The sequence below is a fragment of the Gluconobacter roseus genome, assembly GCF_046058915.1.
GTDB classification, from domain to species: domain Bacteria; phylum Pseudomonadota; class Alphaproteobacteria; order Acetobacterales; family Acetobacteraceae; genus Gluconobacter; species Gluconobacter roseus_A.
Genome location: NZ_CP175538.1, coordinates 1,566,333 through 1,590,001, shown reverse-complemented (window position 1 = coordinate 1,590,001; position 23,669 = coordinate 1,566,333). Strand labels below are relative to the sequence as shown.

At 58.8% G+C, this 23,669-nt stretch carries 24 protein-coding genes and 1 pseudogene; 16 read left to right on the top strand and 9 right to left on the bottom strand.

Annotated features, from left to right (window positions below):
* Nucleotides 1-4: 4 nt before the first annotated feature.
* Together ACJ2A4_RS07345 and ACJ2A4_RS07340 are read right to left on the bottom strand one after the other, a co-directional pair.
* Nucleotides 5-1,012 (bottom strand): FAD binding domain-containing protein, encoded by a 1,008-nt coding sequence (locus ACJ2A4_RS07345; RefSeq protein WP_408872327.1) that lies wholly within the window; start codon nucleotides 1,010-1,012, stop codon nucleotides 5-7.
* Nucleotides 1,009-1,515, bottom strand: coding sequence for a (2Fe-2S)-binding protein (locus tag ACJ2A4_RS07340; RefSeq protein WP_408872326.1), 507 nt, complete (start codon nucleotides 1,513-1,515; stop codon nucleotides 1,009-1,011). Before ACJ2A4_RS07340 ends, ACJ2A4_RS07345 begins: the two co-directional genes overlap by 4 nt.
* A 267-nt stretch (nucleotides 1,516-1,782) precedes the next feature.
* Between ACJ2A4_RS07340 and ACJ2A4_RS07335 the strand changes: the two genes are divergently transcribed.
* From ACJ2A4_RS07335 to ACJ2A4_RS07320, 4 genes and pseudogenes are all read left to right on the top strand, one after another.
* Complete coding sequence (locus ACJ2A4_RS07335) at nucleotides 1,783-3,006, top strand: MFS transporter (RefSeq protein WP_408872325.1); 1,224 nt, start codon at nucleotides 1,783-1,785, stop codon at nucleotides 3,004-3,006.
* Between the two features lie 120 nt (nucleotides 3,007-3,126).
* Nucleotides 3,127-4,263, top strand: coding sequence for an acyl-CoA dehydrogenase (locus ACJ2A4_RS07330; protein ID WP_408872324.1), 1,137 nt, complete (start codon nucleotides 3,127-3,129; stop codon nucleotides 4,261-4,263).
* Nucleotides 4,260-4,991, top strand: coding sequence for a PIG-L deacetylase family protein (locus ACJ2A4_RS07325; protein WP_408872323.1), 732 nt, complete (start codon nucleotides 4,260-4,262; stop codon nucleotides 4,989-4,991). The genes ACJ2A4_RS07330 and ACJ2A4_RS07325 overlap by 4 nt, the downstream gene beginning before the upstream one ends.
* Nucleotides 4,988-5,368: pseudogene (locus tag ACJ2A4_RS07320) on the top strand (SAM-dependent methyltransferase); the annotation flags it as partial. The gene ACJ2A4_RS07325 and the pseudogene ACJ2A4_RS07320, both read left to right, overlap by 4 nt.
* 121 nt (nucleotides 5,369-5,489) lie before the next feature.
* On the opposite strand, the gene ACJ2A4_RS07315 reads toward ACJ2A4_RS07320, so the two are convergent.
* The 3 genes from ACJ2A4_RS07315 to ACJ2A4_RS07305 all read right to left on the bottom strand — a co-directional run bounded on the left by ACJ2A4_RS07315 (nucleotide 5,490) and on the right by ACJ2A4_RS07305 (nucleotide 7,930).
* Complete coding sequence (locus tag ACJ2A4_RS07315) at nucleotides 5,490-6,557, bottom strand: glycosyltransferase (RefSeq protein ID WP_408872322.1); 1,068 nt, start codon at nucleotides 6,555-6,557, stop codon at nucleotides 5,490-5,492.
* A gap of 420 nt (nucleotides 6,558-6,977) precedes the next feature.
* The gene (locus ACJ2A4_RS07310; protein WP_408872321.1) at nucleotides 6,978-7,385 is read right to left on the bottom strand and encodes a tautomerase family protein; all 408 of its coding nucleotides are present in this window, start codon (nucleotides 7,383-7,385) and stop codon (nucleotides 6,978-6,980) included.
* A 167-nt stretch (nucleotides 7,386-7,552) separates the two neighbouring features.
* Entirely contained in the window at nucleotides 7,553-7,930 is a 378-nt protein-coding gene (locus ACJ2A4_RS07305) for a winged helix-turn-helix transcriptional regulator (protein ID WP_408872320.1), read from the bottom strand.
* A gap of 201 nt (nucleotides 7,931-8,131) precedes the next feature.
* Between ACJ2A4_RS07305 and ACJ2A4_RS07300 the strand changes: the two genes are divergently transcribed.
* Together ACJ2A4_RS07300 and bfr are read left to right on the top strand one after the other, a co-directional pair.
* Entirely contained in the window at nucleotides 8,132-9,502 is a 1,371-nt protein-coding gene (locus tag ACJ2A4_RS07300) for an NAD-dependent succinate-semialdehyde dehydrogenase (RefSeq protein WP_408872319.1), read from the top strand.
* A 235-nt stretch (nucleotides 9,503-9,737) separates the two neighbouring features.
* Nucleotides 9,738-10,226 carry a bacterioferritin gene (gene bfr, locus ACJ2A4_RS07295; protein ID WP_062507244.1) on the top strand — a complete coding sequence of 163 codons (489 nt, stop codon included), beginning with the start codon at nucleotides 9,738-9,740 and terminating at the stop codon, nucleotides 10,224-10,226.
* A gap of 44 nt (nucleotides 10,227-10,270) precedes the next feature.
* Here bfr and ACJ2A4_RS07290 read toward each other — a convergent pair whose 3' ends face one another.
* On the bottom strand, nucleotides 10,271-10,471 hold the full coding sequence (locus tag ACJ2A4_RS07290) for a bacterioferritin-associated ferredoxin (RefSeq protein WP_408872318.1): 201 nt from the start codon (nucleotides 10,469-10,471) through the stop codon (nucleotides 10,271-10,273).
* Between the two features lie 90 nt (nucleotides 10,472-10,561).
* On the bottom strand, nucleotides 10,562-11,026 hold the full coding sequence (locus ACJ2A4_RS07285) for an Lrp/AsnC family transcriptional regulator (protein ID WP_194259837.1): 465 nt from the start codon (nucleotides 11,024-11,026) through the stop codon (nucleotides 10,562-10,564).
* A gap of 114 nt (nucleotides 11,027-11,140) precedes the next feature.
* Between ACJ2A4_RS07285 and alr the strand changes: the two genes are divergently transcribed.
* The 5 genes from alr to ACJ2A4_RS07260 all read left to right on the top strand — a co-directional run bounded on the left by alr (nucleotide 11,141) and on the right by ACJ2A4_RS07260 (nucleotide 15,454).
* Nucleotides 11,141-12,280, top strand: coding sequence for an alanine racemase (alr, locus tag ACJ2A4_RS07280; protein WP_408872317.1), 1,140 nt, complete (start codon nucleotides 11,141-11,143; stop codon nucleotides 12,278-12,280).
* Nucleotides 12,281-12,377: 97 nt separating this feature from the next.
* A complete protein-coding gene (locus tag ACJ2A4_RS07275; RefSeq protein ID WP_408872316.1) occupies nucleotides 12,378-12,824 on the top strand; it encodes an RrF2 family transcriptional regulator in 447 nt (148 codons plus the stop codon).
* A 209-nt stretch (nucleotides 12,825-13,033) separates the two neighbouring features.
* Nucleotides 13,034-13,351 (top strand): DUF2849 domain-containing protein, encoded by a 318-nt coding sequence (locus ACJ2A4_RS07270; protein ID WP_408872315.1) that lies wholly within the window; start codon nucleotides 13,034-13,036, stop codon nucleotides 13,349-13,351.
* Complete coding sequence (locus tag ACJ2A4_RS07265) at nucleotides 13,348-15,021, top strand: nitrite/sulfite reductase (RefSeq protein ID WP_408872314.1); 1,674 nt, start codon at nucleotides 13,348-13,350, stop codon at nucleotides 15,019-15,021. The genes ACJ2A4_RS07270 and ACJ2A4_RS07265 overlap by 4 nt, the downstream gene beginning before the upstream one ends.
* Nucleotides 15,008-15,454 carry a DUF934 domain-containing protein gene (locus tag ACJ2A4_RS07260; protein ID WP_408872313.1) on the top strand — a complete coding sequence of 149 codons (447 nt, stop codon included), beginning with the start codon at nucleotides 15,008-15,010 and terminating at the stop codon, nucleotides 15,452-15,454. Before ACJ2A4_RS07265 ends, ACJ2A4_RS07260 begins: the two co-directional genes overlap by 14 nt.
* Here ACJ2A4_RS07260 and corA read toward each other — a convergent pair.
* Nucleotides 15,451-16,428: a magnesium/cobalt transporter CorA gene (gene corA / locus ACJ2A4_RS07255; RefSeq protein ID WP_408872312.1), complete on the bottom strand. Its 978-nt coding sequence runs from the start codon at nucleotides 16,426-16,428 to the stop codon at nucleotides 15,451-15,453. The two genes, ACJ2A4_RS07260 and corA, sit on opposite strands and share 4 nt — an antisense overlap.
* Before the next feature lie 213 nt (nucleotides 16,429-16,641).
* Between corA and trpB the strand changes: the two genes are divergently transcribed.
* Together trpB and trpA are read left to right on the top strand one after the other, a co-directional pair.
* Entirely contained in the window at nucleotides 16,642-17,847 is a 1,206-nt protein-coding gene (trpB, locus tag ACJ2A4_RS07250; protein WP_408872311.1) for a tryptophan synthase subunit beta, read from the top strand.
* Nucleotides 17,844-18,656 carry a tryptophan synthase subunit alpha gene (trpA, locus tag ACJ2A4_RS07245; protein WP_408872310.1) on the top strand — a complete coding sequence of 271 codons (813 nt, stop codon included), beginning with the start codon at nucleotides 17,844-17,846 and terminating at the stop codon, nucleotides 18,654-18,656. The genes trpB and trpA overlap by 4 nt, the downstream gene beginning before the upstream one ends.
* 43 nt (nucleotides 18,657-18,699) lie before the next feature.
* Here the strand turns inward: trpA and ACJ2A4_RS07240 are convergent, their stop codons facing one another.
* Complete coding sequence (locus ACJ2A4_RS07240) at nucleotides 18,700-19,266, bottom strand: HdeD family acid-resistance protein (protein ID WP_408872309.1); 567 nt, start codon at nucleotides 19,264-19,266, stop codon at nucleotides 18,700-18,702.
* Nucleotides 19,267-19,537: 271 nt separating this feature from the next.
* Here ACJ2A4_RS07240 and accD point away from each other — a divergent pair, with 271 nt between their 5' ends.
* From accD to ACJ2A4_RS07225, 3 genes are read left to right on the top strand one after another with little or no spacing between them, the layout of a single operon-like run.
* A complete protein-coding gene (gene accD, locus ACJ2A4_RS07235) occupies nucleotides 19,538-20,407 on the top strand; it encodes an acetyl-CoA carboxylase, carboxyltransferase subunit beta (protein WP_062496312.1) in 870 nt (289 codons plus the stop codon).
* Complete coding sequence (locus tag ACJ2A4_RS07230; protein WP_408872308.1) at nucleotides 20,407-21,729, top strand: bifunctional folylpolyglutamate synthase/dihydrofolate synthase; 1,323 nt, start codon at nucleotides 20,407-20,409, stop codon at nucleotides 21,727-21,729. The genes accD and ACJ2A4_RS07230 overlap by 1 nt, the downstream gene beginning before the upstream one ends.
* Before the next feature lie 45 nt (nucleotides 21,730-21,774).
* Entirely contained in the window at nucleotides 21,775-23,289 is a 1,515-nt protein-coding gene (locus ACJ2A4_RS07225; protein ID WP_408874122.1) for a replicative DNA helicase, read from the top strand.
* The last annotated feature ends 380 nt before the right edge of the window (nucleotides 23,290-23,669 follow it).

Genomic DNA, 23,669 nt, shown 5'->3' with positions numbered 1-23,669 from the left:
TCTTTCAGAAAATGGTCTTTTGCGTCTGGGACTGGGGCGTGCCCGCGGCGGCCTGCGACAGGGCGCGGATGATCACGCGGGGGGCCAGCTTCAGCTTTGCGGCGTTATCGCGATCGGTGACGGCACCTTGCAGCAAGCATTCGGCAACGTCGCGGAACAGGGAAGGGGACGGTGTTCTCCCCTCAAGGAGGGCTTCGGCCTCCGGGACGCACCAGGGTTTCGTGCCGACGCCGCCCATGGCGATGGAGGCCTTGCGGATCGTGTTGTTTTCGATCTGAAGGCCCGCTGCGACGGAGACGATGGCGAAGGCGAAAGACAGGCGGTCGCGGATCTTGAGGTAGGTGTGATGGGATCCGAAGCTGAGCGGCGGAAGGTCGATAGACGTGACGATTTCACCGGCACGCAGGATGTTGTCCTGCCAAGGGGTGTCTTCCGGCAGTCGATGATAGTCGCGCAGGGGAACACTGCGCTCGCCTTCGGGACCTGTGAGGTTGACCGTCGCATTCAAGGCTGCGAGGGCCACGCACATGTCGGACGGGAACGTGGCGATACAGGCATCGCTGGTGCCGAGGATGGCCATGATCCGGTTGCGGCCGCCTTTTGCAGAACATCCCGTACCGGGAGAGCGCTTGTTGCAGGCCATGTCCGGGTCATAGAAATAGTGGCAGCGCGTGCGCTGGTTCAGGTTTCCACCATTCGTGGCCCTGTTGCGGATCTGCGGACTGGCACCGGCGAGAATGGCGGAGGCCAGAAGGGGATAGCGCTCGCTGACGAGCGGATGGGCGGCCGTGTCGGCATTGGTGGCGAGGGCGCCGAGGCGCAGGCCGCCATCAGGACGTTCCTCGATCTGGCTCATGGACAGGGCACTGAGATCGACGACATGTTCGGGCCGTTCGACGTCCGATTTCATCAGATCGATGAGATTGGTGCCGCCAGCGAGATAGCGCGTGTGGTCCGGTGTGTGGCAGGCGATATCGAGCGTGTCGGGGCGGGAATAGGAGAACTGTCTCATGCGGCTTCTCCCGTCCGGTCCTGCTGTTGCTGGGCAATGACCTGTTCGATGGCATCGAGGATGCCGTTATAGGCGCCACACCGGCAGAGATTGCCGCTCATGAATTCGCGGATTTCCTCGCGGGTGTGGACATGCCCTTCTTCCATAAGTGCCACCGCGGACATGATCTGGCCCGGTGTGCAGTATCCGCATTGAAAGGCGTCCTGATCGAGAAAGGCCTGTTGCATGGGGTGCATCTGCCCGTCCCGGCTCAGACCTTCGATCGTGGTGACCTCGGCATCAGGGATCGAGACGGCGAGGATCAGGCAGCTTTTCACACGCCTGCCATTGACGAGAACGGTGCAGGCGCCGCACTGCCCGTGATCGCATCCCTTCTTGGTTCCGGTGAGGTCCAGACGTTCCCGGAGCAGGTCCAGCAGAGTGACGCTGGGCGGGATATCGATGGTGCAGGGCTCTCCATTGATCCGGAGGCGGCAGGGGCTGGTGACGGACACGTCAGTCATTGGAAATTCGCTCCGTTCAGCGTCATTTTTGCAGGTATGTCGAAGTGTAAGAGCAACGCTGGCGGCAAGTTTCATGCTGCTCCCGATAATTCGGGGATACGGAAGTGTTGTCAGGCTGAAGAACCGGGCGGCGACTGCGGGCGGGGGCTGAAAAAGCATTTTTCTTTCAGCGGCTTCGTAACGTGAGTGGGATCTGGCCGTTTAATATCGAAGCGGCCGGGTTTCAGTACCTTTGCGGCGTGTCAGAAAATCTTGATGGGAACCAGTGTGACGGAAAACAGAGCGCAGACCCGGCATCGGAAGGATGACCTTTCCCTCGACGGACTGAGCTTTCTTCTTGCGGATGTTCAGGACAATCTCGGGAACTTCCTGACCGCTTTCCTGACGATACAGAACTGGCCTTCCAGCCGGATTGGGGCCGCCATCGCTGCGGGCGGGCTTGGGGCCGTGCTGGCGCGTTTCATAGGGGGATGGGCGCTGGATATCATTGCCCGTCGCCGCCTGATGCTGGCTCTGTGCTGTGTCGTGACGTTTGTGTCCGTTGCGATGATGGCCTGGGTGCCGCTGTTTTATCCCATTGTTGTGGCGCATTTTATTGCAGGCGGGGCGGGGGCTCTCTTTACGCCCATTCTGGCGGCCATCAGCCATCATACGGCAGGGGCCAAGGGTTATATCGAACGGATGGGGCGCAATGAGTCCTTCAACCATCTGGGCAATGCGTCTTCCGGCTTTCTGATGAGTCTTCTGGGGCGCATGATGGGGCCGGTGGCGCCATTATGGGGTGTGGGAGGGCTTGCGGCGGTCAGTCTTCTGCTGGTTGGTGGGTTTTCATCGCGGGCTGATGAACCTTCGGGCCAGTCGCGGGAGGCAGCGTCTGTGCGTGAGACGCTGCATGCCGTTGTCAGCCTGCTGTCCGAGCCGCGACTGGCCGTTTTTCTGGTGACGTATCTGCTGTTCAATGTGGCCAATGGTGCGGTTGTTCCGCTCATGATCGAGCGTTATGCCTTTTACCATCTTGGCAATCCGGCGGATGTGACGGCCATCTGCATTGTCGTGGCCCAGATAACGATGGCGCCGGTCGCATTCCTCGTGGGCAGGAAGGCACCGCAATGGCCGCGAAAACCGCTTTTTGTTCTTGCGCTCGCTTTGCAGCCTGTTCGGGATGGACTGGTTATTCTGAGTGCGGGCTGGCCGACGCTGGCGCTTGTGCAGATCCTAGACGGGTTGTCCTCGGGCATCATTCTGGTGCTGTTTTACGCCATTCTCTCCGATATCGCTTCGGGAAGCGGGCGGCGCAATCTGCTGATCGGCCTGGGTCTGGCGCTGGGGACCATCGGGGCGCTTCTGTCCAATCTTGCAGGCGGTGCATTGGCATCGGCTTATGGCTTCAGCACGACCTTCACGATCCTTGGCCTGACGGGGGCGGCCGTGGCCTGTCTGTTTGCCTGGGGGATGCCGGAAACCCATCCTCATGGTTCCGATCCGGCCTGATGTGCGGCATTCCGCGCCGCCTGCCCTCGAAAGAGTGACCGGGGAGCGGAGTTGGACTGTGCATCCCTGACCGCTTGTCAGACGTTGCGTGTGCTGGCTGGCGCGGAAGGATGCTCGGGCATGTTGAATTCAGGTCGGGACATCTCCTGCGAAGGCCTTGCCGTGTTTCAGGACAGGCTCCGACGCCTGTTTATGGAGTGGAAGGCCAGACCATTCCGATCTTCGGAAGATGTCTTTCCTGAGGAACTGCTCGCTTCTCTAAGGAAAATTGGTGCACTGGATGCGTTGCTTCCTTTCGAAGACGGGGGGCTTGGTGTGGCCAGTTCGCCGGAAGGACGTGGCGCGCTCCTGACCCTGCTGCGACGGACCGGGTATCTCAGCCTTTCCCTTGGCCGGTGCCTTGAAGGGCATGTGAATGTCATTCGCCTTGTTGCGCTTTATGGCAGTTCAGATCAGCGCAAGAAATTGGCCCGGACGCTTAAAGGTGGAGTTCTGGCGGGGATATGGGTGACGGATGGTAATCCCCCCGTGACGATTCAAAAGGAAAGCGATGGCTACAGGCTTTCCGGGCTCAAGGGATTTTCCAGTGGTGTCAGTCAGGTTGGACTGGCGCTGATCACGGCGACGACCGTGGATGATGCGTCGGTCATGGTTCTTGCTCCGACGACCGATCCCAGTCGCAGGCGACCCGGTCCGGGAAAGCTGACAGGGATGCAGGCGAGCGGGACCGGCGCTTATGATTTCACTGATCTGCATGTTTCAGCTGGGGATATTCTCGGATCGGCAGGTGATTATTTACGACAGCCCGAGTTTTCTGCCGGAGCCTGGCGTGGATCGGCGGTTGCTCTGGGGGCCATGGACCGGTTGGTTGACCTGCTGCGGCAGGAGCTTGTGGCGCGGGGGCGGGCGGATAATCCGCATCAGCTGTGTCGCATCGGAGAGGCGCTCATCCTGCAAAAAACGGCGTCACTCTGGGCCGGGCAGGCCGCTCAGGCAGCATATGGGGGGGCGGAGGTGAGTCCGGAAGAGATTACAGCGACCGTCAATCTTGCGCGGCTGGCGGTTGAACGGGCTGCTCTGGAGCTGATGACGCTTGTGCAGAGGGGGCTGGGTCTTTCGGCCTTTGTGAAGGGAAGGGCCGTCGAACAGGTGATGCGGGATCTGGCGACCTATCTGAGGCAGCCGGCGCCGGATGAAGCACTGACGGACGCTGCAAGCTGGTTCGTTAACCATGACTGGCCGGAGGATGTCGCATGAAAATCGAAGAGATGCTGCGCCATTTTTCCAGTTTTCCATTCGCGTCTCTGGATGAGATCGCACCCGGCACATCGCTTGTGCTCTCACCACATCCGGATGATGAGAGTCTGGGATGTGGGGGCTTTATTGCCAGCGCTGTCAGCGAAGGACGGCCGCCAGTGGTTGTGATTGTTTCTGATGGCTCGGCGTCTCATCCCGGGTCCGTGTCCTGGCCGCCGCAGCGTCTGGCTCAGTGCCGGCAGGAAGAGAGCCGGGATGCCGCCGCTGTGCTGGGTCTGCCTTCTGACCGGTTGCTGTTTCTGGGATTTCGGGACACGGCGGTGCCGAGTGAAGGCAGGGGGCTGGATGATGCCTTGCAGCAGTTGGCCGGGATTGTCCGACGTTACGACTGCAGCACGGTTCTGGTGCCCTGGCGGTATGATCCGCACTGCGATCACGAAGCGGTCTGGGTCATGGGGCAGGAGCTGAAAGCTCTTCTGCCGCATCTGAGGATACTGGCTTATCCGGTCTGGGGCCTGACACTTCCGCCTGACATGGAAATTGACGAGCCTGTTCCGATGGGATGGCGTCTTGATGTGCGGGATTTTCTGGACAGGAAACGAAAAGCCGTTGAGGCGCATCGGAGCCAGAGAGGTCTGGTTGTGGAGGACGATCCGGAAGGTTTTGTCCTGCCGGAGCATCTTCTGGGAAAAATCATCAAGCCTTATGAAATCTTCATCGCGTCATGAGCCGCGAAACGTGGAAACCGGAGGTTTTCGAGCGCCTGTTTCAGAGCAGTTCTGATCCGTGGGGGTTCGAGAGCAGTCCCTATGAGCAGCAGAAACTGGCGAGGGTGCTGGAGTGTCTCCCCAGCCGCCCTGTTTCATTTGCTGTTGAACTTGGATGTGCGATCGGTGTCGGTACGCTGGCGTTGGCACAGCGTTGCGGGCGGGTTCTGGCTGTTGATGCGTCGGAAAATGCCCTGTCCATTGCGCGGCAGCGATGCAGGGCACAGGATCATGTCACGTTCCTTAGGGCGTTTCTGCCAGCGGATTATCCTGTTGCAGAGGCTTCTGACTGTGATCTCGTCCTTATTTCGGAAATTCTGTATTTTCTGACGGCAGAAGATATTCAGCGCCTTGCCGTCATGGTCGTGGAAAGCCTTGTCCCTGCAGGGCGTATCCTTCTCGTAAACTGGACGGGAGAGACGGATACGCCCTGTACTGGCGACGAGGCGGCTGAGCATTTCATGCAAACCTGCCGTGAGGCAGGCTGGCAGGCTGATCTGTCAGAGCGTGGAGAGGGATATCGGATTGACCGGCTGTGCCGGTCTGCAACCCTTCTGGAAAGCGGCATTTCAGCTGACGGAGGACATTGAGGACACGCTGGGCACGTTCATGATGTCTGGGAAGGTCCTGACGACGGATATGGACAAGCGGTATGTCAGGATAGGGCTGCATGGGAAATGCATACTGGTTTGCATTCCAGTAAGCATGTTCCCTGCGGATCCGCAGCAGGCGTCTTGAGACCGGCTCAAAGGCATCATCAATATATTCGTCCTGCGTGATCAGGCGCCGGGCCAGTGTTTCCGCCATACCACCTTGAGCCCGCCCCTGAAGGCGGGCAGAGACATACACACTGACTTCCAGATCATGCCGAACCGGTATCCCGTGGCGTCGCAGGGCCTGATAAAATGCTCTATCCTCCCCGGAGGGAACGTGCGGGATGCCGCCGGTCCTGCGCCAGGCCTCGTGTGTGACGGCAATGCTCGCGCCGGAATGTTCCTGATGCCGGGGCCAGGGGTCATGCGCTTCCGGACGAAGTATCAGTCCGATCTGCTCGAGAAGCGCGCCATAGGCTCTTTCCGCCTGTTCGTCTTCATGCAGATGAAGCGGAATCTTGCTGTATTCCTCCGGCATCAACAGAACCCGGCCGAAAACGGCTTCGACGGGATAGTGTGTGAAAGCCGTAAGAGTGTTTTCGATCCAGTCGGAGGCAACTTCGCTATCGGCATCCGTCGTGAAAAGAATGGCATCGGGCGACGCCTCTCTGGCGGCATGGGCCATGGCGTCACGTCGTGCCAGACCGGCACTGGCCAATGCCGGGTCATAGGAGACCGCGACGATTTCCAGTTCAAACGGAAGTCTGTCGATCAGGGAACGTGCCTGGGTACAGGTATCGTCTGTGGTATTGTTGACCCATAGAACAACCTTGTCCGGGAGGGCTTTCTGGGCCGCCAGTGCAAGGAGGCATGGAGCAATATGCTCTTCCTCATTGCATACAGGGATTGCGACAATTCGCTGCTTTTTCCACACCGTGGAATGTCCGCGGATGGATGCGAGACCCGATCTGACAGCTGAAAGAGCCCGGTCAGCAAAATGGGAGACGCTTCCGTGTTTAGGGCCGAACTTCGCTGTAACGGGGGTGTCTGCTCGTCCGTTCATCATTGCCAGATACCTGCCTTCAATGACCCATCGGGACCTGTGCCCGGTTGGCCGGCTTTTCCGGAGAATGTGTGTTCTCGGGGGTGTCTTCCTCGGGCGGTTCGTCAATGACCGGGCTTTTGTCGGGATAAGGATCAAAATGTTCCCGTTCATCAGGAGAGCCAGGAGCTTTTGTCGGATTTTTGGGGTGGTCGTTTTGTGAGAAAGGCATTGTCGCCTCCATGAATGAGACGACTCAATGGCTGGAGACGGCAAGAGTTCAGATCACTTAAAAAAGACAGAACTCTCCAGTCATGATGGTTGGGGTTTGCCGAGTTTTCCGTTCAGGAACTGGGCTTCTCCGTTGCCGAAGGACCAGTCGGCATCGGTGTTTTCGACGTAATTCACCATGACGTCACTGGGCGCGATACCGCATTTTTGCTCCAGCGCTTCGGTCAGTATGCGGAAAAAGGCCGTCTTTTCGTCAACGGTGCGCGGACGCGTTGTGATCGAGATGATCATCACATCATCGGTGCGGGGAATGCCCAGTCCTGTATCCTCGATCCGCACACGACTTTTCTTGTGCTCATGGACGATCTGGTAGCGGTCCCGGGGCGGCACATGAAATGCGTCGAGCACGGCTTGATGGGCCGTATCAAGAATAGTGGCCAGTTCAGTCTCGGAACGGCCTTCCAGTATGTCAAAGCGGATGAGAGGCATGGGGTGTCTCCTGTTTTCAAGCAATAGAAACCGGAATTCAGAATGACGGTGCATCTGCCCTTTCAGGAAGTAAATTCATTCTGACTTTCTTGGGGCCGTTTATTTGGGTGATGCGGGGAACTTTTGACAGAAAAGCGTATCTAAAATCTACTGGAACGTGCGGTGATTTACACGGGCTGATCTGATTTCGCTCTTTTTTCTCTTTCGACTAAATGGGCATACTGATCCCCCCACGTCTTGAGAGCCTGAATGACGGGTTTCAGGGTCTCTCCCAGTTCCGTCAGCCTGTATTCGACATGCGGCGGTACAACCGGGAACACGGTTCGCGATACGAGACCGTCTGCCTCCAGTTCCCGGAGCTGGTTGGTCAGCATGCGCTGCGTGACATTGGGAAGGCGATGACGGAATTCGCCAAAGCGCAGTACCTGATCCTCAAAGAGATGATAAAGGATCAGCGCTTTCCATTTCCCGCCGAACAGTTCGAGCGTGGCTTCGACTGTGCAGCCTGGGCTACAGTTCAGGATCGTGTGACGTGTTCGCGGCATGGTATCATTCCTGACACTAATGGCGGTTTATGTGCATTCTTGCGCGGCAAAGTCAACGGGACAATCTTGAACGACAGAACCAAAAGGGTGGTACTGTTTTCAATTCCGCCTGATCACCTGCTTTCTTCCCCACGACAACACATAGTGGGAAAGAAGTCCCTGGCTACAGTTCCTGTTATTTTATGAAGAGGAAAAGCCGACATGATCGTCTATCAGACTCTCAATCCGACAACGGAAAATGTCGAACGCAGTTTTGACCTGCATACACCGGCACAGATGAAAGAAATTACGGATCGTGCCGATCAGGTCTGGAAAACGGACTGGAAGCTGCGGAGCATTGCAGAGCGCAAGAAAGTCGTGTCCAGGGCCGCGGATCTGCTTCGCAAAGACCGTGAGCTTCATGCCCGGTTGATCGCCACGGAAATGGGCAAGGCACTGTCTGACGCGCTTGAGGAAATTGATGTTACGGCCGACATCCTGTCCTTCTATGCGGATGGGGCAGAAGAGTTTCTTGCGCCTACGACGCTTAAGGTGAAAACGGGACGGGCGAAGATCATCAATCAGCCGCTTGGAATCATCTACTGTATCGAACCCTGGAATTTCCCGTATTACCAGCTTGCCCGCGTTGCAGGACCAAATCTCATGGCGGGGAATGTTGTCATTGCAAAACACGCCCCGAACGTGCCGCAATGTGCCCTCGCATTTGAAAATCTGTTTCTGGATGCCGGTGCCCCTGTCGGCGCCTATACCAATATCTTTCTGGATAATGACCAGTCCGCCGAGCTTATCAAGGATGACCGGGTCCGCGGTGTTGCCCTGACGGGAAGCGAACGGGCGGGAGAGGCTGTTGCGGCCCAGGCTGGTGCAGCCCTCAAGAAAGACACGATGGAGCTGGGTGGCAGCGATGCGTTTATCGTGCTCGACGATGCCGATCTTGATCAGGCTGTAAAATGGGCGACCTGGGGGCGGTTTGCCAATAACGGGCAGGTCTGCACCGCTGCCAAGCGCATGATTGTGCATGAAAAGGTTTATGATGCCTTCTTGGAGGGCCTTAAAACCGCAATCACCCGTTTCCGGATCGGTGATCCTCTCGACAAGGGTGTGACCCATGGTCCGATGAGCAGTTTCAAGGCGATGGAACTGGCGCTTGTTCAGACGGAGGACGCGGTCAAAGGCGGCGCGACGCTTGTGGCGGGTGGAAAGCGGTTGGACCGCAAGGGGTTCTTCATGGAACCGACCATCCTGACGGATGTCTCAAAGGACAATCAGGTCTTTTATCAGGAGATCTTTGGTCCGGTGGCAGTCGTTCACAAGGTCGCATCCGAACAGGCAGCCATTGAGCTGGCCAATGACTCTCCTTACGGGCTTGGCGGAGCAGTGTTCTCGCGGGATATTGCCCGTGCAGAGAAGGTCGCCGAACAGGTCGAGACCGGCATGGTTTTTATCAATACGGCCACCGCAGCTGCACCGGAACTGCCTTTCGGAGGCATCAAGAATTCCGGTTTCGGGAGAGAGCTGTCTTTCCTCGGCATTGAGGAGTTTATCAACCGCAAACTTGTCCGGGTTGGCTAGGATATATCGTCAGTTAACAGGCGATAATAGCGGTCCTAGACTTCTCTTCTGTCTGCCGCTCTTCTTGTTGAAAATCACGAAGAGCGGCAGATCACATGGGCTATTCTTTCTGGAATTCACTGACGCTACGTTCCAGATCCTGACTAGGGCCAGATGATCGAAAAAGCTGGAGAGATAGAGTTTTCTTTTGCCTGTCCTCTCCGATATTCTCCCCTTTTTTGGAGGGTTTGGAAACATGGCTATTAAAGATCCTGTGGTGATCGAGCACCTGAATACACAGCTCACGAACGAGCTGACGGCGATCAACCAGTACTTCCTTCATGCCCGCACGCTGAGGCACTGGGGTGTCACGCATTTGGGGAAGAAGGAATATGACGAGTCCATCGAAGAGATGCGTCATGCGGACTGGCTGATCGAGCGGATTCTGTTTCTGGGTGGTCTGCCGAACGTGCAGCGTCTGAACCCGATCCTGATCGGGCAGACCGTTCAGGAAATTCTGGAATGCGATCTGAAGCTTGAAGAGAAGGCCATTCAGGATCTGCGGGACGGTATCGCTTACTGTGAAAGCGTTCGGGATTATGTCTCGCGCGATCTTCTGCTGAAAATCCTCGTCAATGAAGAAGAACATGAGGATTTCATTGACCGCCAGTTCGACCTGATCAGGCAGGTCGGGATTGAGCGTTATATTCAGAAAAATTCTGCTGCAGCGCCCGAACAGGAATAAGGCAGCAGGACTTTGAACAACCCGGCATTGTCCGGGTTGTTTTTTTATGCGGCGTTGAGCTGCGCCTGTTCAGCCTGGGTTTTCTGAAGAGCCGAGCGCAGAAGGCAGACAATGCCGGGCACACAGTTGCCGCACTTCGCCTTGCATTTTCTGGCTGAGTAGATTTCCGACGGTCGGGAAGCTCCGTTGTGAATTGCGATTTCGATGTCCCGATGGGACAGCGCATTGCATGAACAGACGATCATGGAAAATCAGGCTTTCGTTCACGGGGACCGATGAATCGAGCCTAATTCAAATGCAAATGGTTCGCAAATGCATTTTTGTGTTTTCGCGACTCAGGCGGGATCCTGATTGATCCAGCGCTGGACGACGGGACGGATTGCGAAATTGCTCTGGATGCGGACGACGCCGGGGAGGCGGGAGAGCTCTTCCTTGTGGATGCGCTCGTAGTCGGCCAGATCCCGGGCGGCGACATGGAGAAGGTAATCAGCCTCTCCCGTCATCAGATAGCATTCGCGGACATCGGGACATTCGCGGATGCGGGCTTCGAAGCGACGGAGCGTTTCATCGGTCAGGCGTTCGAGGGTGATCTGGACGATGACCGTTGTCAGTTTGTGGGCCGAGCGTTCGTCGATGACGGCGCGGTAGCCGCGGATGACCCCCTGTTCTTCCAGCAGACGCACCCGCCGCAGACAGGCGGACGGAGACAGGCCGACGCGCTGTGCGAGGTCGGCATTGCTGAGGCGTCCGTCGTGCTGAAGGATGCGCAGAATGGATTCGGTGATGCGGTCGAAGATCATGTTGGAATTATCGGTCTATTTTCGCAGAATCGGTCATAGTTTTTTTGTTAATCAGAATATTCTGTGATTATCCGGCAGGATATTCTAACGGGGAAGGGGATAGTCTCATCTTTCATGATGAGCGCATGTCCTGATCCTCTGTGGCCTTCTTCCCGTGCCGGAGCCCGCCTTACGGTGGATCTGGACGCGATTGCTTCAAACTACCGGTATCTTCAGAACTGCGTGGGTAGCGCGTCCTGTGCTGCTGTCGTCAAGGCAGATGCCTATGGACTGGGCATCGCGCGTGTTGCTCCGGTACTTGAGCGCGCCGGTGCGAAGGATTTCTTCGTTGCGCATGTTGATGAAGGTATCAGGCTGCGCTCGGTCGTATCAAAGGATGCGCGGATTACGGTGTTGCATGGCCCGCGGCCGAATGCGGCCGGAGCCTGTGCGTATTATGGACTGCGGCCGGTTCTGAACAGTCTTGAGCAGATTGCGGTCTGGCGTGACGCTGCGGAACAGGCGCGCGCTCCGCTGGAGGCGGCTCTTCAGGTTGATAGCGGGATGTCCCGGTTCGGTCTTTCGCAGGCGGATCTTGAGGCTTTGCGGGAAGATGAAGGGCTTGTGGACGGGCTGGATGTCAGTCTGGTTATGAGTCATCTCGCCTGTGCCGATACGCCGGATCATCCTGCCAATCCATCACAGAAAGCCCGGCTGCTCGAGATGTCTGCGCAATTGCCGGCTGCACCGCTGAGTCTGTCGGCGTCTTCGGGGATCTTTTTAGGGTCGGACTATCATCTGGACATGGTGCGGCCGGGCGCTGCGCTTTACGGACTTGCTCCGAACCAGAACGGACCCAATCCGCTGTCGCCGGTTGTCCGGCTGCAGGCTCATATTCTGCAGATCCGCGATCTTCTGCCGGGTGAGGGGGTCGGGTACGGGCTGACCTACCGGCCGACGATGCCGCGCCGGATCGCGACTGTAGCCGTGGGCTATGCGGATGGATTTTCCCGCCATGAGGCCGGGCAGGGCTGTGCGTGGTTTGAGGATTTCTGTCTGCCGCTTCTGGGGCGTGTTTCGATGGATTCCCTGATTGTGGATATTTCAGATGTGCCGGATGGAAAACTTGGTCCCGACATGATGGTCGATCTGATTGGACCCAGGCGTAGCGTGGATGATGTCGCGGCAGCGGCAGGGACGATCGGATATGAGGTTCTGACGTCGCTGGGGCACCGTTTTCATCGGGAATATGTTGGAAATGGGGAGATGCCCTGAAAGGGCAATTGACATTCCAGCATGGAAAACAAGATAGACGAACTGAAATCGGACTATGTCATGATGATGTTGTCTGTCGCAGAAAATCGGAATTCTCATGTATCTCCGTCGTGATAGAGCTTTGACCGCCATATCCATCATGCTGGATGTCGCCTTTCATGCAGGCCGGTCCGGAGTTGTGAGCGGTGCGGATATTGCCCGGCGGGGTGATATGCTCCGTCGCGGAATTGAACCGGTGCTGCAGGCGCTGTCCCGTGCCGGGCTGCTGTCGAGTGTGCGTGGCCCGAAGGGGGGATATCGTCTGGGGCGGCCGCCGCGGACCATTACGTTGAACGAGATCGTCCGCACTGTGACGGAAGATCCGGAAATGCCGGAAGAAGGCACGAATCTTCTGCGGACCAAGGTGCTGGAACCGTTCTGGCAGTCAGTGGATCAGGAAGTTTCGGAAAAGATGGCGTCGGTCACACTGGAGCATCTGCTTCAGAATGCGGAAGAGGCCGGGATGCAGCGTCCCAGCCGGGCGCCGATTTCTTTCTCTATATAACCAGTAAAAAAAGTATTTTGTAAAAACCACGAAATGGGTTTTACAGGACTGGATATCTTACCATGATGGATCAATGTTTGAGCCGCTGTGGTAAGCCCCATGTCCTCGGTATTTTCCCATCTCTTCTGTCTGAAGAGGGGATTGAGGACGGATTCATGATGGGTCCAGCCGCAGGGTGAGATCGGGATTCATCAGGAAGGTGAGCGCTGATGAAACGTCCTGTCCGACTTGAACCTGGCCAGAAGCTGGTTCTGACTGCCAACCGTCTTCTGGATGGTCGTACCGTCTGGTGGTGCGCGGATGGAAGCTGGGATCTTCATATCGGCCACGCGGCGCTGCTGAATGCGGAAGACGCGGAAGCTGTGCTGGCGCGTGTGGCCGGGGAAGCCCAGCGTGATGGTGTTGTAGGCGTTTACGATACGGCCGTACAGGCTGTTGTGCCCCCGGAACCCGTCACTGTACGCGAAAAGATCCGGGCTCATGGCCCGACCGTTCATCCCGAATTTGCAGTGGAGAGCCAGCAGTGAGTGCTCCTGTCGGCCATTATCAGTATGACCGGATTGACCGGGATTTCCTTCAGGCGCGGATTGCCGAGTTTGAAGGGCAGGTGCAGCGTCGTCTGGACGGGACGCTGAGCGAGGATGAGTTCAAGCCGCTGCGGCTGATGAACGGGCTCTATCTGCAGCTTCATGCCTATATGCTGCGGGTTGCCATTCCTTACGGAATTCTAGACAGTCGGCAGTTGCGCAAGCTGGGTGAGATCGCCCGGCGGTATGACCGCGATTACGGGCATTTCACGACGCGCCAGAACATCCAGTTCAACTGGATCCGGCTGGAGGATACACCGGCCATTCTGCGTGAGCTGGCTGAGGTGGACATGCATGCCATCCAGACCAGTGGGAACTGCATCCGCAATGTGACGGCGGATGAGTATGCAGGGGCTGCGGCGGATGAGCTGGTGGACCCGCGGGTTCATGCGGAGATCCTGCGTCAGTGGTCCACGCTGCATCCCGAGTTCACGTTCCTGCCGCGCAAGTTCAAGATCGCGATTTCGGGCAGCCCGAATGACCGGGTGGCGGCGCGCTTTCATGATATCGGGATTCTGGCCCGTCCGGGTGAGGATGGAGCGCCAGTGTTCCGGATTTTCGTGGGGGGTGGTCTGGGGCGGACCCCGGTCATCGGTCAGGAACTGTTTGACAGTGTGCGGGAAGAGCATCTTCTGGCGACGCTCGAGGCCATTCTGCGCGTCTATAATGCGCATGGGCGGCGGGACAATATTTATAAGGCGCGGATCAAGATCCTGGTGCAGGCCATCGGGGTTGAGGCCTATCGCGAGGCTGTGGAAGCGGAGCTCGCCCAGATGGATCTGGAGCGGTATCGGCTGACGCCGGAGGCGGTTGCGGCGATCCGGTTGCGCTTTGCCGTGCCGCAGCTTGAGGCGCCAGCCGATGCGGATGCTGTTCTGGCGCAGCAGCGGCGGGATGATCCGCTCTTTGACCGCTGGGTGCGGAGCAATACGCATGTTCACCGCGATCCGGGGCATATCATTGCCACCATTTCACTGAAGCCGGCGGGTGGGATTCCGGGCGATGCGACGTCGGCGCAGATCGCGCGTCTGGCGGATCTGGCGGATGCGTATTCGTTCGGGGAGATCCGGATCACGCATCTGCAGAACGTGGTTCTGGGGCATGTGCGCAAGGACCGGCTGCGGGATTTATGGCTGGGACTGTCGGAGGTCGGACTGGCGGAAGCGAATATCGGTCTGATCGGCGATATCGTGGCGTGCCCGGGGCTGGATTACTGTGCGCTGGCGAATGCGCGGTCCATTCCGATTGCGCAGAAGCTGGGCGCGCGGTTTGCGGATACGGCGCTTCAGGCGGAAATCGGGGCGCTGCGGATCAATATCTCGGGCTGCATCAATGCCTGCGGACATCATCATGCCGGGCATATCGGGCTTCTGGGTGTGGACAAGCGCGGGGAAGAGTTCTTCCAGCTGACGGTTGGTGGCCGGGCCGAGAATGGTGCGGCGATCGGGACGATTCTGGGCGCGGCCCTGCCGGAAGACGAAACGGTGGATGCGATTGCGCGGCTTGTGGACTGCTATCTCGGGCGGCGGGAGAGCGGGGAGACGTTCCTCGATACGCTGACGCGTCTGGGGCATGAGCCTTTCAGGGAGGCGGCATATGAGACTGTTTGAACTCGGCGAGCGGACGGCACAGGTTCATGATGTGCTGGTGACGCCTGCAGAGCTGGCGGAGCGGGATGATGCGCGGGCAGTTCTGCTGGAAAGTGCGGATGATCCCGCGCTTCTGAAGCCATATCTGAACCGGCTGGATCTTGTGGTGCTGCGGTTCCCGATTTTCCGGGATGGACGCGGGTTCACACAGGCGCGGGCGCTTCGGGAATATCTGCGGTTTTCGGGGGAGATCCGGGCGGAAGGGCATATCCTGCCGGATCAGGCGGCGTTTCTGCGCCGCTGCGGGGTGGACAGCGTGGTTTTGCCGAAAGATGGCAATGGCGATCCGGCCTTATGGGAAAAGCAGCTCCGGCAGTTCCCGGTGGCGTATCAGCGTTCGGTTCTGCCGGAGCGGTCCGTGGGGCCGGGGCTTCGGGTGGAAGAGGCGTCCTAACGGGCGCCGAACCAGCCGCGGCGCCAGAACCAGAAGAGCGGCAGGACGACCGAAAGGACCATGAGGGTCAGGCCGTAGGGGTAGCCGTATTTCCATGACAGTTCGGGCATGTTGTGGAAGTTCATGCCGTAGATGCCGGCAATCAGGGTTGGCAGAATGCCGATCGCGCTGACGACGGTCAGGACCTTCATCCCGTCATTCTGTTCGATGCTGATGAAGCCGAGTGTGGCGTCGAGCAGGAACTGGACCTTGTTGACGGTCTGGGCATCGAAGTCGTTGAGGGAAGCGATATCGCGTCCTGCGACCTTGATGCGGGTTCTCAGGGCCTGTGGGTCTTTTTCCGTCCGGTCACCGATATAGATCAGGATCCGGTCAAGGCCGAGCAAGCTGTCACGGGTCATGGAAGCAAGATCGCCGCTATGGCCGAGGCGGCGCAGGGTTTCACGCAGCATTTCGCCGGCCCTGGCGGGATCGCGGGGGCGGTCGGTGTTGAAGACGCGTCTGGAGATGGCGTCGAGGTCGCGGCCGAGACCTTCCAGAATATCTGCCAGACGGTTGATGACTTCCTCGATGATCTCGACAAGGATTTCGTTGGCGGATGGGTCGCCCTTGGCGGGATCGCGCTCGGCCTGACGGCGACCGACGATGTCGAAGCCGTAGTAGTCGGCATAGCGGACAGTGACGAGGCGGCGGTCTGTGAGTACGAAGCCGATCGGCAGGGAGAAGGCTGTATCTTCCTCGCGCCGGACGAGGGGAGTCGAGAGGTAGAGAACACCATCTTCTTCGTGATGGCGGGACGAGCTTTCGATTTCTTCAAGTTCGTCCCGGCGGGGGATGTGGGTGCCGAGAGCTTTTTCCGCGCGGGCGATTTCGTCCGGGGTCGGGTTGATGAGGTCGAGCCAGACCGCTTTGGAAATATCGGCGTCCGGTCCGGTTTCCCGGGCCGGAGCGCCAGCGGGGCGCACCAGGAACATCAGGCAGGTCCTCGGGGAAAATGAAAAGGCGGTGAGGCTCTCTCATGTCCTGCCTGCTTGAGGATCGCAAGGCCCCCGCTTCGGAATTGTTTCAGAATACGTCGGAAGTCGGCGAGGTGGATGGACGGCGGGGGCTGCCCTTGGTATCGCTTTGGGGCCCTGAAGTGGAACCGAGTGCGGTATGACGAACACATCTTCCCCCTGTCATCTCCTTTGGCCAATTCCCTCCGTTCCGGTCCGGATGACCGGGGACGGTTCGGGATATTCGGTGGCCGCTTCGTTGCGGAAACGCTGATGCCGCTGCTGCTGGAGCTGGATGAGGCCTATCGCGCCGCGCAGGCTGATCCGGAATTCCGCAGGGAGCTGGATTATTACCTGAAGGATTATGTTGGTCGCCCGAGCCCGCTGTGGTTTGCGCAGCATCTGACGGAGGAGCTTGGCGGGGCGAAGGTCTACTTCAAGCGTGAAGAGCTGAACCATACCGGCTCGCACAAGCTCAACAACGTCATGGGCCAGATTCTCGTGGCCCGGCGGATGGGCAAGACGCGGATTGTGGCGGAGACCGGCGCGGGGCAGCACGGTGTGGCGACGGCGACGGTCTGTGCGCTTTTCGGGCTGAAATGCACCATTTACATGGGCGCGACGGACGTTGAGCGGCAGAAGCCCAATGTGTTCCGCATGCATCTGCTGGGCGCGGAAGTGAAGCCGGTAACGGCCGGGGCGGGGACGCTCAAGGATGCGATGAACGAGGCCATGCGTGACTGGGTGGCCAATGTCGCCGACACGTATTTCCTCGTCGGTACGGTCGCGGGGCCGCATCCGTATCCGGAAATGGTTCGTGATTTTCAGTCCGTTATCGGGGTTGAGGTCAAGGAACAGATGACCCAGGCCGAGGGGCGTTTGCCGGATGTGATCGTGGCGGCCATTGGTGGCGGGTCGAACGCGATGGGGATTTTCCATCCGTTCCTGGATGATGCGTCCGTTAAGCTGATCGGTGTCGAGGCGGCGGGGCATGGGCTGGATACCGGGAAGACGGCGGCGTCCATTTCCCGTGGTCGGCCGGGTGTGCTGCATGGCAACCGGACGTATCTGCTTCAGGACAAGCACGGGCAGATCGAGGAAGCGCATTCGATCAGCGCGGGGCTGGATTATCCGGGGATCGGGCCGGAACATTCCTGGCTGAATGATATTGGCCGGGCCGAATATGTCGGTGTGACGGATGAGGAGGCGCTTGAGGCGTTCCAGGTCTGCACGCGGACTGAGGGCATCATTCCGGCTCTCGAATGCGCGCATGGACTGGCGCATGTCATGAAGATCGCGCCCACGATGGCGAAGGACCAGATCATTGTCCTGAATGTCTCCGGGCGTGGAGACAAGGACATCTTTACTGTGGCGCATCATCTGGGAGTGAAGCTGTGAGCCGTATCCAGACACGTTTTGCGGCCCTGAAGAAGGAAGGGCGCGGTGCGCTGATCCCGTATCTTCAGGCCTGTGACCCGGATTATGATACTTCGCTGGAGCTTCTGCGGGCGATGCCGGCGGCGGGGGCGGACCTGATCGAGATCGGGGTGCCGTTTTCCGATCCGTCCGCGGATGGGCCGACGATTCAGGCGGCAGCACTTCGTGGCCTCAAGGCTGGGGCGACGCTGGGGCGTGTGTTGGAAATGGTCCGGGCGTTCCGCGAGACGGATAATGAAACGCCGATCGTGCTGATGGGGTATCTGAACCCGATCGACAGCTATGGTCCGGCGGAGTTCTGTTTCGATGCGGCTCAGGCGGGTGTGGACGGGATTATCGTTGTCGACATGCCGACCGAAGAGGCGGATCTGCTGGATGCGCATGCGCGGGAAGCAGGCCTCGACATCATCTCGCTGGTGGCGCCGACGACGTCGAACTCCCGTCTGTTCCATGTCCTGCGGGAGGCGAGCGGGTTTGTCTATTATGTGAGCATTACCGGGATTACCGGGACGAACAGTGCGAGTGCTGCGGATCTGGAGAAGGCACTGCCGCGGATCCGGGAAGCCACGGATCTGCCGGTTGCTGTGGGTTTTGGCATTTCCACGCCGGAGCAGGCACGGACGGCGTCGCGGATCGGGGATGCGGCGGTTGTGGCTTCGGCTCTGATCAAGACCATGGCCTCAACGCTGGAGAATGGTCAGGCAACGGAGCGGACCGTCCCGTCTGTTTTGAAGCAGCTTGAAGGTCTGGCGGCGGCCGTTCGGGCCTGATCTTTGATGTTCCGGCAGGTTGGTGCCTGCCGGAACAGGATATTCAGACGCCGTCGTTACGCAGGGACAGCCCGAAGAGGACGGTTGCGACGCCGGCCATGAGCAGTTCCACGGCAATGAACATGCCGATCAGCCACAGGCCGGACCAGGGCAGCGTCATGTAGAGCATGATGCCGATGAGCAGTGTGACAAGGCCGCTGATGGCGAGGGCGAGCCAGCTTCTGTTGTTGCGGTGGCCGCCAGCCCAGAAGGTACGGGCGAGGCCTGCGAAAATCAGGCAGCCTGCAAGGATGGCGGTCAGGAAGATCGAGCCGGTTGCCGGTTCTTCGATCAGGAGAATGCCGCCGAGAATGTAAAGGCCGCCGATCAGTCCGGAGAGCCACTGGTTCGGGACGGGCAGGCCGCGATGGGCGAAGCTCTGCATGACCTGGGCGACGCCACCGATGATCATCAGGACGCCGAGGATGACCATGCTGGTCAAGGTGGTGGTGATGGCGTCTAGGGCGGCCAGGATGCCGAGAATGATCAGGAAGGCGCCGAAGCCGATGAACCAGCCGGGCTTGAGGCCCTGTGGGCTGGGGAAGCGGATGGTGTTGAAACTGTCGGACATGGTCTTCTCCGTTCAGGAACGTGGTCTGTCGGTCTGACCCTTTACGGGAAAAGGGCCGGATGCCGGACATGACGTCCGCTGTGATGGGTCGTGTCGGGGAAGATGGCATGATTTGTGATGCAGGCGGGAGAGATAAGACGGGCCCGCCGATGGTTGGGCTGGCATATTTGGCCTCCGGGCGTTAAAACGCGCCAGAGAATGCAGCCCTTCGCCGGGCTTTAACCCCACTCCGTCCTTTGTCCTGAAGGCGGGCAGAAAGTAACGAGACGACATGAGCTGGATGACCGACTACGTCCGACCCAAGCTGCGTGGCCTGCTTCAGCGGGACGTGCCGGACAATCTGTGGACCAACTGCGAATCCTGCGGGCAGATGATGCTCACCAAGGAACTGGAGCGGTCCGAGAAGGTCTGTCCGCATTGCGGGCATCACATGCGGGCGACGGCGAAGGAGCGTCTGGGATGGACGTTCGACGGGGGGGAATACACCACCATCGAGCTGCCGAAGATGCCGGTCGATCCGCTGGGGTTCAAGGATTCCAAGCGTTATACGGACCGCCTGAAGGATGCGCGGAACAAGTCCCATCTCGATGAGGCACTGGTCGTTGCTCATGGCATGATCAAGGGTCAGAAGGCTGTTGTGGCCGTCATGGCGCCGGAGTTCCTGCTGGGGACGATGGGTGCTGCGCTGGGCGAGGCTTTTGTGGCCGCCTGCCGTCTGGCTGTTCTGCAGAAGGCGCCGCTGGTGGTCTATACGGCTTCGGGTGGGGCGCGGATGCAGGAAGGCGTTGTCAGCCTGATGCAGATGCCGCGGACGACGATCGGTGTGCAGATGCTTCAGGAAGCAGGTCTGCCTTATGTTGTCGTGTTTACGAACCCGACGACGGGTGGTGTTTCGGCGTCTTTCGCGATGCTGGGTGATGTGCATATTGCCGAGCCCAATGCGCTGATCGCGTTTGCGGGGCCGCGCGTCATTCAGGATACCGTTCGTGAGAAGCTGCCGGAAGGCTTCCAGCGTTCGGAGTATCTGCGTGAACATGGCATGGTCGATATCGTGGCCAAGCGCTCCGAACTGCCGGAACTGCTTGGGCGGATTCTAGGCATCATGATGCGCCAGAAAACCGTTTCCGACGCGGCAGCCTGATGACTGCGGAGCGTGGGGCGCCGGTTCGGCTGTCCGGCGAATATCAGGGACGGCCGGGTGCCGTTCTTGCGCGCTTGCAGGAGCTTTATCCGGCGCTGATTGATCTTTCGCTGGGGCGGCTTGAGGGGCTTCTGGCGAAGCTGGGCAATCCCGAGCGCCATCTGCCGCCGGTTATTCATGTGGCGGGGACGAACGGCAAGGGCAGCACCTGTGCCAATCTGCGGGCGATTGCCGAGGCTGCTGGTTTGCGCGTTCATGTCATGAGCAGTCCGCATCTGGTGAGCGTGACCGAGCGTTTCCGGCTGGCGGGGCGGCTTGTGGACGAGGATGTTCTGGTTGCCGCGCTCGAGAAGGTTGAGCAGGTCAATGCCGGTGCTCCGATTACGGTTTTCGAAGTTCTGACGGCGGCGGGATTCCTGCTGTTTTCGCAGGTTCCGGCTGATCTGGTGGTGCTGGAAGTCGGGCTTGGGGGGCGGCTGGATGCGACCAATGTCGTGCCGAAGCCTGCGGCCTGCGTGATTACACCGGTCAGTCTGGATCATGAGGCGTTTCTGGGCAGTACGGTTGCGGCCATTGCCGGGGAGAAGGCCGGGATCATCAAGGAGGGTGTACCGGTTGTTTCGGCGGCCCAGGCACCGGAAGCGCTGGATGTCATTCGCCGTCGGGCTGCGGAACTGAATGCGCCCCTTCGGGTGATCGGGCAGGATATTATCTTCACCGAGCGTGCGGATGGTCTGGAATATCGGGATGCGGATGGCATGCTTTCGCTGCCGGTGCCGGCTCTGAAAGGCCAGCATCAGGCCGGGAATGCAGCGCTGGCTGTGGCCGCATTGCGGGTTTCGGGGCTGGGTCTGCCGGTTTCGGCCTATCAGGGCATTTCCAGAACCTTCTGGCCTGCGCGCCTGCAGAAACTGGATGGTACGCTGGCGCAGATGCTTCCTGCCGGGTGGGAGCTCTATCTGGATGGCGGACACAATCCGGATGCCGGTCAGGTGCTGGGAACGGTTCTGGATGGCTGGAAAGACCGTCCTGTTCATGTAATTGCGGGTGTGAAGCAGACCAAGGATGCGTCAGGGTTTCTGAAGCCGATTGTTGAGAGGGCGGCTTCGGTTCAGGCGGTAGCGGAGCCGGGACAGCATCTGGCGATGCCGGTCGAAGAGATCATTTCGGCTTCGGGGGGGCGGGCGATTGCTGGTCCAACTGTCAGGGAAGCTCTGGAACGTCTTGTGGCCGAAGGGGATGCGCCTGCACGCGTACTGATCTGTGGGAGTCTTTATCTGGCGGGTGTGGTTCTGGCAGAGGATGGTTGGATCGCGCGGTAATCCGTTTCTGGTCGCGGTGCGGGATGTTAGAAGGGCAGCGTGAACATGATCGAATCGCATTTCTCTCCGACCGTCTCTGATGCTTCCTCGAACGATGGAGATCTGGGCGTCCTGCTAAGGCGCAGTCCGCCGTCCAGCACGGCGGCCGAGCAGGCGCTTCTGGGCGCCATTCTGACCAACAACAAGGCGTATGAGCGGGTTTCGGACTTTCTGGAACCGGCTCATTTTTCCGACCCGGTCAACGGGCGGATTTATGAGGCCATTGCCCGACGGATCGAGCGCGGACAGCTGGCCGATCCCGTGACCATGCGGGCGGAATTCGAGCATACGGGTGTTCTGGATGCCGCGGGTGGTCCGGCCTATCTGGCGAAACTGCTGACGGCGATGGTGGGTATCGTCAATGCGGGTGATTATGGGCGGGTGATCCATGATGCCTGGGTGCGCCGCCAGCTGATCGATATTGGTGAAACTGTCGTTAACAATGCCTTTGGGGCGCGGCCGGATCTGGATGGTTCCGATCAGATTGCAGCATCTGAGGAAGCGTTGTTTAAGCTCGCGACGGAGCGGGGCCAGGAAGGTGGGTTTGTCTCGTTTACCAAGGCGCTGACGGAAGCGGTCAGTGTTGCGACCAAGGCCTATCAGCGCACTGGCGACGTGGTCGGTCTGACGTCGGGTCTGCGGGATTTCGACAAACGGACGGGTGGTCTGCATCCTTCCGATCTGATTATCCTTGCCGGGCGTCCTGCGATGGGCAAGACGGCGCTGGCGACCAAGATCGCGTTCTCGGCGGCGCGTTCGATCCTGCGGGATGCTGAGGACAGCGGAGAGAAACCCAAGGGATCGGTGGCGATTTTCTCGCTGGAAATGTCATCCGAACAGCTGGCGACCCGTATTCTTTCGGGAGAGGCCGAGGTTTCGGGTGAAAAGATCCGGCGCGGTGATATCGGGCAGAAGGAATTTGACCGGTTTGTCCGGGTTGCGCGTGAGCTTCAGCGACTGCCGCTCTATATCGACGATACGCCGGCGATTTCCCTGTCCGCCATGCGGACGCGATGCCGCCGCCTGGCGCGAACGCAGGGGCTGAGCCTGGTGGTGGTGGATTATCTGCAACTGATGCGACCGGCCATCGGGACGAAGCCTGACAGTCGTGTTCTGGAAATCTCGATGATTACGCAGGGGCTCAAGGCGATTGCGAAAGAGCTTTCCGTGCCCGTGATTGCATTGTCCCAGCTTTCACGTCAGGTCGAATTGCGTGAGGACAAGCGGCCGATGCTGTCGGATCTGCGCGAATCGGGTTCGATCGAGCAGGATGCGGATGCGGTCATGTTCGTTTATCGCGATGAATATTACCTGCAGCAGCGTCAGCCCAAGGACAGTGCCTACGACAGCAATGACAAGTTCCAGGCTGCGACAGAAGAGTGGCAGCGCAAGATGGCTCTTGTGCACAACAAGGCAGAGCTGATTCTTGAGAAGCAGCGGCATGGCCCGACCGGAATGATCCAACTGTATTTCGAAGGGGAATATACCCGGTTCGGAGATCTGGACGTCATTCACGAGTAACACTCCAGTGGGAGTGAGTACTTTGAATGCAGCCTTGCTGCTTCCATCACGCATTCTCTGACGAGGGCATCGTCCGGCGAGGAAAAATATCCAGCCGGGCGCTTCGATCGTGAAAAAAAGCATCAGGATTTTTCGGAAAAATTTTTGCAGCCACTGAAATACAATGTTGCATTTTTCCAAATCAATACTTGAACAGTACAGATTGATGCTGAAGCTGCTGCTTGAAAAAAGCTGTAATATGAAACTCTTCAGCGCAGTTTCTCTGTAAAATCTCAGGAAAAAAGCACGGTCGCATTCCCCGATTGTGGCTGCAATGCGGAAAATCAGAGGCAGCCAAAACCTGTATTAATGGCTCAAAGCCATATTTGTTCCTTGACCCA